The organism is Mycobacterium sp. MS1601, from assembly GCF_001984215.1.
GTDB lineage: Bacteria > Actinomycetota > Actinomycetes > Mycobacteriales > Mycobacteriaceae > Mycobacterium.
On sequence record NZ_CP019420.1, the window covers coordinates 2,191,855 to 2,204,856 of the forward strand.

The 13,002-nt window shown below is 68.3% G+C and carries 10 protein-coding genes and 1 pseudogene; 6 read left to right on the plus strand and 5 right to left on the minus strand.

The window, feature by feature from the left end; translation table 11 throughout:
- Positions 1-74: 74 nt before the first annotated feature.
- Positions 75-1,373, plus strand: a complete 1,299-nt coding sequence (locus tag BVC93_RS10765) for an aspartate aminotransferase family protein (protein ID WP_083737155.1) — start codon at positions 75-77, stop codon at positions 1,371-1,373.
- A 62-nt stretch (positions 1,374-1,435) separates the two neighbouring features.
- Here the strand turns inward: BVC93_RS10765 and BVC93_RS10770 are convergent.
- From BVC93_RS10770 to BVC93_RS10790, 5 genes and pseudogenes are all read right to left on the minus strand, one after another.
- Positions 1,436-3,306 (minus strand): annotated as a pseudogene (locus BVC93_RS10770) (ArnT family glycosyltransferase).
- Positions 3,303-4,538: a bifunctional glycosyltransferase family 2/GtrA family protein gene (locus BVC93_RS10775; RefSeq protein WP_083737156.1), complete on the minus strand. Its 1,236-nt coding sequence runs from the start codon at positions 4,536-4,538 to the stop codon at positions 3,303-3,305. Before BVC93_RS10775 ends, BVC93_RS10770 begins: the two are co-directional and overlap by 4 nt.
- Positions 4,539-4,600: 62 nt before the next feature.
- Positions 4,601-6,400 (minus strand): glycosyltransferase family 39 protein, encoded by a 1,800-nt coding sequence (locus tag BVC93_RS10780; protein ID WP_083737157.1) that lies wholly within the window; start codon positions 6,398-6,400, stop codon positions 4,601-4,603.
- A gap of 44 nt (positions 6,401-6,444) precedes the next feature.
- On the minus strand, positions 6,445-7,935 hold the full coding sequence (locus tag BVC93_RS10785) for a sensor histidine kinase (protein ID WP_083737158.1): 1,491 nt from the start codon (positions 7,933-7,935) through the stop codon (positions 6,445-6,447).
- Positions 7,913-8,617: a response regulator transcription factor gene (locus tag BVC93_RS10790; protein WP_083740961.1), complete on the minus strand. Its 705-nt coding sequence runs from the start codon at positions 8,615-8,617 to the stop codon at positions 7,913-7,915. The genes BVC93_RS10785 and BVC93_RS10790 overlap by 23 nt, the downstream gene beginning before the upstream one ends.
- 163 nt (positions 8,618-8,780) lie before the next feature.
- Here BVC93_RS10790 and BVC93_RS10795 point away from each other — a divergent pair, with 163 nt between their 5' ends.
- The 5 genes from BVC93_RS10795 to BVC93_RS10815 all read left to right on the plus strand — a co-directional run bounded on the left by BVC93_RS10795 (position 8,781) and on the right by BVC93_RS10815 (position 12,911).
- Positions 8,781-9,260, plus strand: a complete 480-nt coding sequence (locus BVC93_RS10795; RefSeq protein WP_157516858.1) for a hypothetical protein — start codon at positions 8,781-8,783, stop codon at positions 9,258-9,260.
- A 20-nt stretch (positions 9,261-9,280) separates the two neighbouring features.
- Complete coding sequence (locus BVC93_RS10800) at positions 9,281-10,030, plus strand: alpha/beta fold hydrolase (protein WP_083737160.1); 750 nt, start codon at positions 9,281-9,283, stop codon at positions 10,028-10,030.
- Between the two features lie 10 nt (positions 10,031-10,040).
- Positions 10,041-10,400, plus strand: coding sequence for a DUF1622 domain-containing protein (locus tag BVC93_RS10805; protein ID WP_083737161.1), 360 nt, complete (start codon positions 10,041-10,043; stop codon positions 10,398-10,400).
- 15 nt (positions 10,401-10,415) lie between these two features.
- Entirely contained in the window at positions 10,416-11,558 is a 1,143-nt protein-coding gene (locus tag BVC93_RS10810; protein WP_083740962.1) for an MFS transporter, read from the plus strand.
- A gap of 75 nt (positions 11,559-11,633) precedes the next feature.
- A complete protein-coding gene (locus BVC93_RS10815; protein WP_083737162.1) occupies positions 11,634-12,911 on the plus strand; it encodes a threonine/serine exporter family protein in 1,278 nt (425 codons plus the stop codon).
- Positions 12,912-13,002 lie beyond the last annotated feature (91 nt).

Here is a 13,002-nt window from a genome sequence, read left to right on the forward strand (position 1 = left end):
GCGACTGTCCCTCTAGCTCGGCTGCTGAACGTGCGGCCATCACAGTAGTCCGCGCGCACCTAGCATGGTTGAACATGGAGCGAACGAAGGACTTTTGGGCCGATGTCGACCGCCATGTGTTGCGTTACGGGGTGTCGTTCGTCCCACGAATCATCGAGCGCGGCAAAGGAAGCTACGTCTACGACGTCGACGGCAACGCCATCCTGGATTTCACGTCCGGCCAGATGAGTGCAGTGCTGGGGCATGCGCACCCGGAGATCGTGGCTGCGGTGTCCGGAGCTGTGGCCGCACTCGACCATCTCTACAGCGGCATGCTCAGTGCCCCGGTGGTCGATTTGGCCCGCACCCTGGCCGCGACGCTGCCCGACTCGTTGTCCAAGGTTCTGCTGCTGAGCACTGGCGCAGAGTCCAACGAGGCGGCCATCAAGATGGCCAAGCTGTACACCGGCGGCTACGAGATCGTGTCGTTCGACCGGTCTTGGCACGGGATGACCTCGGGTGCGGCGTCGGCGACCTACAGTGCCGGGCGGCGTGGGTACGGCCCTCCGATGCCGGGCAGCCTCACCCTGCCGACGCCCAATGCCTACCGCTCCCCCTTCCGCCGCGCCGACGGCTCATACGACTGGGAAGCCGAACTCGCCTACGGCTTCGCCTCGCTGGACGCGCAGTCCAGCGGCAGCCTGGCGGCTTGTCTGATCGAGCCCATCTTGTCCAGTGGCGGGATCATCGACCTGCCCGACGGGTATCTGCGCCGGCTCAAGGAGCTGTGCGCCGAGCGCAAAATGCTGCTGATTCTCGACGAGGCCCAGACCGGGATAGGGCGTACCGGGTTGATGTATGCCTTCGAGCGCGACGGGGTGGCTCCGGACCTACTCACCTTGTCGAAGACTCTGGGTGCGGGATTGCCGGTGGCGGCGGTGGTCACCAGCGACGAGATCGAGAGCGTCTGCCACGAACGTGGCTTCCTCTTCTTCACCACCCACGCCTCGGATCCGCTGGCGGCGACGGTGGCGCTGACCGTTCTCGAGGTTGTCGAGCGGGAGAAGCTGGTGGACCGCGCCGCTGAGTTGGGTGAGCAACTGGGTGCGCGGCTGGCCAAATTCCGGGACCACTACGAGCAGGTGGGCGACGTCCGTGGTCGCGGCCTGCTGCAAGGACTCGAGTTGGTGGCCGACAAGACCTCGAAGGCCCCCGCCGACGCGCTGGGAGCCCGGGTGACCGCCGCCTGCCTGGAGCGGGGTCTGCACATGAACATCGTGCAGTTGCCCGGCATGGGCGGCATCTTCCGGATCGCGCCGCCATTGACCATCAGCGACGACGAACTGCATTCCGGTCTCGACATTCTGGAGTCGGCGCTGGAGGACACGCTCTGACGATCGAAACGGAGCTCAGACAACTGATTCGGTGAAATCCGTCGTCTGAGCTCCGTCTCGCGTCAGGAGCTGAGGTCGTAGACCGTGGTCCCGTCGATGGTCTGGGAGGTGAAGTTGTCCTTCACCCACTGCGTGATCTGAGCAGCCTCACTGTCACCGTCACGGCCGCCGGGACCCCGATCATTGGCCAGGAAGTAACCCACCTGGCCGTCGGCGACGTACTGCTGGAACTGCGCCAGCGTGGGCGCGGGATCGCCACCCATGAACCCGCCGATCGCCATCACTGGCTTACCGGTCTCCAGTTGCACGCTGCTGGACTGCATGGACCCCACAGCTGCTGCGGCCCATCGACTTTCGCTACCGGAGACCAGATTCGCGACGGCCTCGGAGCTGCCGCCAAAGCCACCCGGGCCGCCGCCACCGCCGGGGAACGCCATGTCGTGGCGGGCCGGGCCCGAGGTCGGGATGGGCCCGGTGGCACTGTTGCCCACGGTCTGCACGGTGTACGCACCGGGGGCTGCGAGTCCGCACAGCAAACCCGCGAAGGCCAACACGGCGGTGTAGCGGCCCAACTGATGCCCACCCACGATCAGCACCGCGGCCACCACGATGGCACCCACCAGCACCACCCAGCGCAGAAACGGCAGCCACTCGGGGTTCGGTTGAGCAGCACGAAGTTCCACACACCGGTGGCGGCGAGCATGAGCGCCAACGGGATTCGCGCCGACAGATGCGCGCGTCCCTGCCACAGCTTGGTCACCGAGATCGCGGCCACCGCAGCAACACCCGGTGCCAGCGCCACGGTGTAGTAGGGATGCATGATCCCCTTCATGTAGCTGAAGATCAGCGCCGTGACCACGGTCCAGCCGCCCCACAGCAGCAGCGCGGCGCGGGTGCGGTCGGTGCGTGCGGCGCGGCGGGTGAACCACAGTCCGACCACCAGGCCGATCAGCGCGGCGGGCAACAGCCAGGAGATCTCCGTGCCCATCGACTGCCCGAACATCCGGGTGATACCGGGATCACCGCCGAACATGGCGTTGCCGCCACCGCCGGGCGGGCCGCCGACCGCCGAGCCGTTCTCGGCGCCCGCGGTGGGGTTGCCGTCACCGCCGAACACACGGCCGAGGCCGTTGTAGCCCAGCGCCAGTTCCAGCAGGCTGTTGTCGGTCGAGCCACCGATGTAGGGCCGAGAGTCGGCCGGCCAGAGACTGACCAGCGCGACGAACCAGCCACCGGAAACCACCATCGCGGCAAGGCCGGACATCAACGCACCCAGGCGTTTCCACACACTGCCCGGCACGGCGACCAGCACCACCAGCCCCAGTACCGGCACGATGAGGAACGCCTGCAGCAACTTGGCGAGGAAGGCGAAGCCGAGCGCCACACCGGCCAGGGCGCTCCAGCGCACCGCCGCACCGTCGAGCGCGCGGACAATGCAGTAGGCCGCCACCACAAGCAGCAGCACCAGGAGCGCGTCGGGGTTGTTGAATCGGAACATCAACGCCGCCACCGGGGTCAGCGCCAGGGCGAGGCCGGCCAGCAGCCCCGCACCGGGCCCCGAGGTCCGCTTCACCGCGGCATACAACAACGCCACCGACGCCACACCCATCAAGGCTTGTGGCACCAGCATGCTCCAGGAGCTGAACCCGAAGATCTGCCCGGACAGTGCCATCACCCACAGGGCGGCAGGCGGCTTGTCGACGGTGATGACGTTGCCCGGATCCAGCGACCCGAACAGCAGCGCCTTCCAACTCTGCGAACCCGCCTGCACCGCGGCGGCGTAGAACTCGTTGGCCCAGCCGAGTGAGCCCAGCGCCCACAGGTACAGCACGGCGGTGCCGGCGAGCAACGCCAGCAGGGCCGGCCGCTCCCAGCGGCGCGCGGGTTTCGGTTCGGGTTCGGTGAGGTTCACCGGAGCTTCGAGCACGGTCATGATGTTTCCTTCTCGGCTCGGCGGGGGTTGAACACCCAGCCGCGTAGCAGGACGAAGCGGACGACGGTGGCCAACAGGTTGGCACCCACCAGCACCAGGAGTTCGACAGCGCGCGACGGCTCACCGACGGCGTGCAACACCGCCAGCGATCCGCTGGTCAGGGCGAGCCCGATCGCGAACACCAGCAGACCCTCGAACTGGTGCCGTACCACGCGCACGCGCCCCCGGACCCCGAAGGTGAAGCGGCGGTTGGCCGCGGTGTTGGCGATGGCGGTGACCAGTAGTGCCACCAGGTTGGCGCCCTGGGCGCCGAGCGGACGCAGCGCCAGGAACAGCACCAGGTAGGCCAACGTCGACAACACACCGATGGTGGCGAACCGGACCACCTGCCGCAGCAGCGACGGCGGCGGCTCGGCGGCCGGGGTCAGCTGGGCGCCGATGGCGGCCACCGGGATGCGACCGCCGGCGAACCCGGCCAGCAGGCGGGCAATCCCTTTGAGGTCGGCGATGGCGGTAGCCACGATGTCGACCCGGCTGTCGGGGTCGTCGATCCAGTCGACCGGCACTTCGTGGATGCGCATGCCGCTGCGTTCGGCCAGCACCAGCAGTTCGGTGTCGAAGAACCAGCCCTTGTCATGCACGTGCGGCAACAGGCGGGCCGCGGCGTCGGCGCGGATGGCCTTGAAACCGCACTGGGCGTCGGTGAAACGCGCCGCCAGGGTGGAGCGCAGGATCAGGTTGTAGCAGCGGGAGATCACCTCGCGCTTGGCGCCGCGCACCACGCGGGATCCGCGGCCCAGCCGAGTGCCGATGGCCAGGTCGGAGTGACCGGAGATCAGCGGCGCCACCAAGGGGGCCAGCGCGTTCAGATCGGTGGACAGGTCGACGTCCATGTAGGCGAGCACCGGCGCGTCCGAGGTGGTCCACACGTCGTGCAGTGCTCGACCGCGGCCCTTGAGTTCGAGCCTGCTCACCTGCACCTCGTCGAACTCGTCGGCCAGCTGCGCGGCGATCTTCGGAGTGTCGTCGACGCTGGCGTTGTCGGCGATGGTGATGCGGAACGGGAACGGGAACTCCGTACTCATGTGACGATGTAACCGGCGCACCGAGTCGGCGAGCTGGTCCTGTTCGTTGTAGACGGGAACCACGACGTCCAGCACGGGAACTCCACGGTCGGCGGCCAGCAGTGCGGCATTGCGAGAGGCGACTCGCGGCAGGTCCAAGCAACTCATATCTTCATCGTGGGTGTCGGTCGTGGGCCGGACGTGAGCCCTTCCTGTGTGCGGGCTATGAGTCATGCGGACAGGTCGTAAACCGTGACGCCGTCGACGTCCTGGCTGGGAAAGTTGGCGTGCACCCAGTCCGCGATCCGATGGGCCGAGTCGGATCCGCTGGACTCCGACCCCATCATGCGCAGCGTCGCGGAATCCATGAAGTAGTGGATCTGCTTGGCGGCCACCAGTTCCTGGAAGCGTTGCAGTGTCGGGGCGGGGTCGGTGCCGTTGTAGCCGCCGACCGCCATCACCGGCAGCCCGCTGCTGAGCTGATAGCCGGCGGCGTTGTTCGAACCGACGGCGGCGGCCACCCAGGTGTAGTCCTGCGAATCCTGTTGCAGCAGAGCAACCATGGCAGCACTGGATGGCTCGGCGTCAAGCAGACCCGGCGGTCCGCCGAAGCCGGGGGACGGACCGGATGAGGGGATGGCGCCGCTGTGCGTGGTGGCTGCGGTGGCAATGCTGAATGCCGCGGGCGCGGCCAGCATCGCGGCCAGTGCGACCGTGGCCACCACCGTGGCCGTCCGGGCCGGGAATCGGCCGACCACCAGCATCAGCAACCCGGCGGCCAACCCGGCCACCAGCACCGTCCACCGCAGCCACGGCAACCATGTCGAATAGCGCTGCAACAGAAGGAAAGCCAGGACAGCGGTGATCAGCACGGTGCCGGCCAGTACGATCGCCACCCTCGGGTCGTGGCGGCGCTGCCACAGTGCTGGCAGGCCGATACCCAGGCAGGCGGCGATCGCGGGGGCCAGCGCCACGGTGTAATACGGGTGCACGATGCCGTGCATGGCACTGAACACCGCTGCGGTGCACACCAGCCAGCCGCCCCACAACAACAGGGAGGTGCGTGCGGCACCGCGGGTGCACCACACTCCGGCCACCAGGACGATCAGCGCGGCGGGCAGCAGCCAGCCGATCTCGCCGCCCATCTGTCCGCCGAGCAGACGCGCCCATCCGACGTCGTGGTTCATGTTGCCCAGGCCGCCCACCTCGTCACCGGTCAACCGTCCGAGTCCGTTGTAACCCAGCGTCAGCTCCAGGATCGAATTGTCCTGCGATCCACCGATGTACGGCCGGGCATCCGCAGGCCACAGCTCGACCAGAAGCAGATACCAGCCTGCGGACACCACCAGGGCCGCAGCGCCCGCGCTCAGCCGCCGAACCCGTTGCCGGACAGGTTGTTCGGCGGCGATCAGATAGACCACTGCGAACACCGGCGCCACCAGCAGGGCCTGCAGCATCTTGGCCAGGAACCCGATACCCAGGGCGGTTCCCGCCGCGACCATCCACCACGGTGAGCCGTCCAGTGCGCGCAGCACGCAGTAGGCGGCCACCACCAGGCTGAGCACCAGTAACGCATCGGGGTTGTTGAACCGGAACATCAGTGTCGCGACGGGGGTCAGGGCCAGGACGGCACCGGCGAGCAGTGCACCGGGTGGCCCCGAGACCCGTCGCACCGCCGCGTAGAGCACTGCCACCGCGGCCACACCCATCAGCGCCTGTGGCACCAGCACGCTCCAGGCGTTGAACCCGAAGAGACGTGCCGACAGACTCATCACCCACAGCGCGGCCGGGGTTTTGTCGACGGTGATGGCGTTGGCGGCGTCACTGGACCCGAACAGCCATGCCGTCGCGTCCTGCGAGCCCGCCTGCACGGCGGCGGTGTAGAAGCTGTTGGCCCAGCCGCTGGCGCCCAGGTTCCACAGATAGAGCACCGCGGTGACCGCCAGCAGCACCGCCACCGCGATCGGCTCCTGCCAGGACCTGGTGTGCGTCGAAGCGGCGGCAACAGGTCGCGGCACAGTGAGGGTCACCTGGCCAGGGTGCTGGGCCAGCGTGGACGCACCATGGGTGTCGGCTATGTCCCAGCTGTGAAAGGCAACCTCACACTCACGATCGTGCTGCCCGGCCTGCTGCTCAGCTCGATGTGCCCACCGTGCGCCTTGACCACCGCGGCCACGATGGCCAACCCGAGGCCGGTGCTGCCGCCCTTGCGTGAACGCGACGAGTCGCCGCGGGCGAACCGCTCGAACACCTCGGACTGCAGATCCGTCGGGATACCCGGGCCGTCGTCGGCCACGCTGAGCACCGCGCCGTCGGGGTCGGCGGTCAGCGACAGGGTGACGGTGGTGCCGGGCCCGGTGTGTGTGCGGGCGTTGGCCAGCAAGTTGGTCAGCACCTGCTGCAATCGGGCGGCGTCGCCGGTCACCATCACAGGCTCGTCGGGCAGGTCCAGATTCCACTGGTGATCGGGTCCGGCGATGTGGGCGTCACTCACCGCGTCGACGGCCAACTGCGACAGGTCCACCTGTTCACGTTCCAGTGGCCGGCCCGAATCGAGCCGGGCCAACAACAGCAGATCCTCGACCAGATGGGTCATCCGCTCGGCTTCCGACGCCACCCGGCCCATGGCGTGGGCCACCTCGTCGGGCACCTCGTCGCGGCGGCGTTGCGCCAGCTCGCTGTACCCGCGGATGGCGGTCAACGGTGTGCGCAGCTCGTGGCTGGCATCGGCGACGAACTGCCGCACCCTGGTCTCGCTGGCCTGCCGCGTCGACAGCGCCGCAGAGATGTGGTCGAGCATCCGGTTCAGCGCCGAACCCATCTGTCCCACTTCGGTATTGGGATTGGCATCTTGTTCGGTCACCCGCACCGGCAAAGCCACCTCACCGCGGTCCAGCGGAAGGTTGGCCACCTTCTGCGCCGTGTCTGCGACGCGGTCCAACGGCGCAAGGGCACGCCGGATGATCACCACCCCCAACGTGATCGCGACGCCGACCGCCAGCACGGTCACCACCGCGAACACCAGCAGAACGCGCAGCATGGTGCCGTTGACGTCGTTCATCGGCAGCGCCACCGCGATCACCTCACCGAATCGGTTGTAGGTGGCCACGGTTCGGTAGCTGCCCAGCCCGTCGAGGTCGATGGTGACCGCACGCCGGTGTGGGGCGACGCCGCTGAGTTGCGCCTGCGCTGCGTCACTGAGCTCCGCGCGTTGACCGAACGTGGTCAAGACGCCGGCCTTGACCTCGCCTCCTTGCCCGAACACCGCCGCCACCATGCCCACCGGCTGTCCGGGCGCGTCCAGGAAGTCGGGGCCCGGCCCTGGTCGAGGACGGGGCCCGACGCTGCTGCCGGGTATCGGCGGTGGCGGCGGCAAACCCGACATCATGGCCGAGCGGCCGGTCGCGTCGACCAGCTGGCGGTCCAGCTGGTGCATCAGATATTGGTACAGCGCCAGTTCGGTCGCGGCGCCGATCCCGACGCACACGAGCACCAGCAGCAGGATCTGGCCCAACAGCAGGCGCCGACGCAGCGACCAGGAGCTAGGAAGCCGGTTTGAGGACATACCCCGCCCCGCGCAGCGTGTGGATCATCGGCTCGCGGCCGCTGTCGATCTTCTTGCGCAAGTATGAGATGTAGAGCTCGACGATGTTGGACCGGCCGCCGAAGTCATAGCTCCAGACCCGGTCCAGGATCTGTGCCTTCGACAGCACCCGCTTGGAGTTGCGCATCATGAAGCGCAACAGTTCGAACTCGGTCGAGGTCAGGGTGATCGGCTCACCACCACGGGTCACCTCGTGGCTGTCCTCGTCGAGCACCAGGTCACCGACCACCAGTTGGGCGCCGCTGTCCTCGGTGGTGACGCCGGTGCGGCGCAGCAGGGCGCGCAGCCGCAACACCACCTCTTCGATGCTGAACGGTTTGGTGACGTAGTCGTCACCGCCTGCGGTGAGACCGGCGATCCGGTCTTCGAGCGCGTCCTTGGCGGTGAGCAGCAGCACCGGCAGCTGCGGGTTCTGTTCGCGTAGCTTGCGCAGCACGTCGAGCCCGCTCATGTCGGGCAGCATCACATCGAGCACCACGACGTCGGGTCGGTTGCCCCGCGCGGCGGTCACGGCCGAAGCCCCGTCCGCGGCGGTGGTGATGTTCCAGCCTTCGTAGCGCAGCGCCATCGACACCATCTCGGCAAGCACCGTCTCGTCGTCCACCACCAGCACGTTGATGGGGTTGCCGTCGGCTCGGCGCATGACGACACGTTCGGCAGCTCCAGACATCATGGCTCCCAGTATTTGGTTTCCCGATGGGCCGACCCTGTGTCGATCCTATGCGCCGGCTGTGAGCGGCGGGCGCATAACCGCCACTGATCGGCCGCACAGCCGGCGCACAGACTCTCGGGCCACCGTGGTCGGCATGGAAACCCAGAGCGATCACGTATGGGGAGCCCCGCAGACCGAGCCCGCCCACTGGTCGCTGGGCAAGACACTGGCTGCCGTGGGCATCGCGGTGGTGTTGGCCGGCGCGGGAGCCGCGGTGATCTACGCAGCGTCGGGAACCACCACCCAGGGCATGGGTGGGCCAGGGTTCGGCGGTCCGCCGCCGGGCGGGTTCGGGGGCACCCAGTCCAGCGTGTCCGACTCACTGCACGGCGAGTTCGTGGTTGCCGACGGCAGCGGTGGTTACGCCACCGAGCTCACCCAGACCGGCGTCGTCACCGAGATCTCCGACACCGCGGTGACCGCCCGCAGTGAGGACGGTTTCAGCCGGACCTACGTGATCACCACCGACACCAGGCAGGGACGTGAGCCGGTCGAGGTGGGTGACACCGCCAGGATCCGGGCCGTCTCCGCCAACGGCGTCGACACCGCGACGGTGATCTCGCCCGCGGAGTAGGTGGGTGCGAGGATGGCGCCATGCCCATCGTGTTCGTGCACGGCAACCCCGAGACGTCCGCCATCTGGGAGCCGCTGGTGGAACAGCTGGGCCGCGATGACGTGGTGTTGTTGTCACCGCCGGGTTTCGGCGCCCCGATTCCGGACGGCTTCGGCGCCACCCACCTGGAGTACCGGGACTGGCTGGAAACAGAGCTCAGCCAGTTCACCGGGCCTGTCGACCTGGTGGGCCACGACTGGGGCGGCGGTCATGTCCTCAACGTCGTGATGCACCGGCCAGAGCTGGTGCGCAGCTGGGTCAGCGATGTGGTGGGGATCTTCGACACCGACTACGTATGGCACGACCTGGCGCAGGTCTGGGCCACGCCCGGCGCAGGCGAGCAGCTGATCGACGTGATGCTGGGCGGCACCGTTGCCGAACGCGCCGAACGCAACGAGAGCCTCGGTATGCCGCCCGAGGTCGCGGTACGGGTGGCCGCCGGCCAGGACGAGGCGATGGGCCGGGCCATCTTGGCGCTGTACCGGTCGGCGGTGCAACCGGTGGTGTCCGAGGCCGGGCGCAACCTCGACAACGCGGCGGCCAGGCCCGGTCTGGCCATTCTCGCGTCCGAAGACCACTTCGTCGGCACCGACGAGATGCGTCGCCGCGCCGCCGGCCGCGCCGGCGCCAGGGTGGAGGTGCTCGAGGGGTTGGGTCACTGGTGGATGTTGCAGGATCCGGCACGCAGCGCAACGGCGTTGACGCGGTTCTGGGGCGCGCTGCCGCATTAATCTGCCCCTCATGACGTTCATCGAGGCAGTCGAACTCGTCGGCACCGTCATCGACGGTGTCGGGGTGGCAGTGATCGCGGTGGGCGGTGTGATCGCGGCCGTTGTCGCAGTGCGACGGCTGCTGCACAGGCAGCCCGGTACCTATTGGAAGTTCCGCGAGCAGCTGGGCCGCTCGATCCTGCTCGGCCTCGAACTGTTGGTGGCGGCCGACATCATCAAGACGGTGGCCGTCACGCCGACGTGGGAGAGTGTCGCCGTGCTCGCTGGCATCGTGGTGATCCGGACCTTCCTCAGCTGGTCGCTGGAGGTCGAGATCAGCGGCCGCTGGCCCTGGCAGAAACCCGCGTCGAACACACCCGAAAGCGCTTGAGCCGTGGCGCCGTTGATGCCCCTGTACGCGGCGGGGTTTGTCACGGCCTTCGGCGCCCACAGCATCGCGGCCAGCCTCGGCAGTTTCACGGGAAACCAGGATCTGCTGACCCTCGGCTTGCTGTTGGCCGTCTACGACGGCGCCGAGGTGCTGCTCAAGCCGGTGTTCGGGGCGCTGGCCGACCGTGTGGGTGCCCGCCCGGTGCTGCTCGGTGGACTGGTGGCCTTCGCAGCGGCGTCGGCGGCGTTTGTGATCGCGGGCAACCCGGCCGGGGTGGGGCTGGCACGGTTCGGTCAGGGTGCGGCAGCGGCGGCGTTCTCCCCCGCTGCCTCGGTGCTGGTGTCGCGACTGACGCCGGCCGGCGCCCAGGGCCGCGGGTTCGGCCGTTACGGCGCCTGGAAAGGCCTGGGCTATACATCGGGTCCGGCGCTGGGCGGGATATTGATCCACGGCGGTGGTTTCTCGCTGCTGTTCTCCACCTTGGCGGTGTTGGCCGCCGCCGTCGCGGTGTGGGCGTTGGCGGTGGTGCCGTCAGTGGCACCGCTGCCCCGCACCCGCCAGACGGTCGCCGACCTTGCCCGTAGGCTCACCAGCTCCGGATTCGCCCGTCCCACATCGGCATTGGCGGCAGGCACGGCAGTGCTGTCGGTGGGTGTCGGGTTCCTGCCGGTGGCCGGCGCCGAGCGCGGGCTCGGCCCGCTGGCCACCGGTGTCATCGTCTCGGTGCTGGCGGCCACCACGGCACTGGTGCAGCCCCGGATCGGACGCCTACGCGACGACGGACGGCTGCAGGATCGGTTCGGCATGGCATCGGGTCTGGCGCTGACCGCGTTGGGCTGTGCGGCCGTGCTGATTCCCGGTGTCGCCGGGCTGGTGGTCGCCGCCGTGGCCATCGGTCTCGGCGTCGGCATCGTCACTCCGCTCGGTTTCGCTCACCTGGCTGCGACGTCCCCCGCCGAGCGTCTGGGACAGACCATGGGGTCGGCCGAGGTGGGCCGCGAACTCGGCGATGCGGGCGGGCCGCTCCTGGTGGGCGGGCTGGCGACGGCGCTGACCCTGACGCCGGCTCTGCTGGTGTTCGGCGGGTTACTCGCCGCGACCGCCGGACTGCTGAGCCACCAGCCACGCCTGCCCCCACCGGTTGCAGAGGCGGGATAGCCGGCGGGCACGCGCGGCATCCGTTGGCGCGCCTGTCGGCCATTCCCCCAGGTTACTGAGCGACAATCTCGGGCTATGAGTGATTCCCGGGTGACGCGCGGGTTGCGCCGGTTCCGCAAAGACCTGCCCGCCCCGCTCGGTGAGCCGGACACCTATGACCTGGCCGATATCGCGGCGATGCTGCGCGAGCTGGGGATCGCCCTGGTAGAGGTGGAGCAACCCACCAATCAGATCGCGGTGCGGCTACGCAAGATCGCAGCGATGTACACCACCGAGAAGCTCAGCGTGGTGGTGCTGCCGACGGTGTTGATCATCCAGATCGGCACCGCGGCCTACGAGGTGGACGTGACCACCCGCATCACCACGCAGTTGAACCTCGCGGGCAAGATCGACGCCATTGCCGAGCTGGCCGATGCCGGTGCCATTGCACCGCTGGAAGCGGTGGAGGCCGTCGCGGCTGCCCGGCAGACGCCGTATCGATTCGGCCCGGTCGCCGGAGTGGTCGGGTACGCGGTCACCACACTGGGTTTCGGACTGGTGATGAACCCGACGTGGGCGTCGCTGTGGGGGTACGTGTTCCTGGGCACCGTCGTCGGCGCCATCGTGATAGCGGCGCGGCCTTACCCGTCGCTGAAACCGGTGGTGCCGCCGCTGTCGGCGTTGGTCGTCACGCTGCTGGCCACCTGGTTTGTCGCCGACGCCGCCAATGACGGCCTGCTGCGGGTGATCACGCCGGCCTTGGTGGCGGTGCTGCCCGGTATCGCATTGACCATCGGGGCACAGGAGCTGGCCAGCTCCGCGATCATCGCCGGGTCCAGTCGCGCGATCTTCGGCGTGACCCAACTCGGGTTGATGGTGTTCGGGCTCGCGATGGGACTGCACATCGCGGGTCCGCTTGCCCCGCAACAACCGTCGGCCCAGATGGGCTGGTGGTCGCTGTACCTCGCGATCATCGTCATCGCAGTGGGCCTCTATCTGTATCTGTCCGCGCCACCGGGGACGCTGATCTGGTTGATGGCCGCTGTCGCGGTGGCGCTGCTCGGTCAGCAATTCGGCGGACTGTTCCTGTCGAACTCCCATTCCGCCGCGGTGGGCGCCTTTTTGGTGGTGCCGTTTGTCATGGTGGTGCGCCACATCAAGGGGGGCCCGCCCAGCATCGTGATGATGCTGGTGGCGTTCTGGACGTTGGTACCGGGGGCATTGGGATTCGAGTCCCTGTCAGAGGTGACCACCCACGTCGACCCGGATGTCACCACCCTGGGTGTGACGATAGCGGCGATCTTCTCCATCGCCCTGGGGACTCTGATCGGGTGGAGCGTCTTCCACGCCCGGCTGCGCCGCAACGAGATCTAGCTCGGCGCCGGTTTCAGATCCAGCAGGGCGTCAACGTCCAGGTCGGCGAAGGACCGGGTCGGAGAAGCAGTTGTCGACCACCACGCTCCCC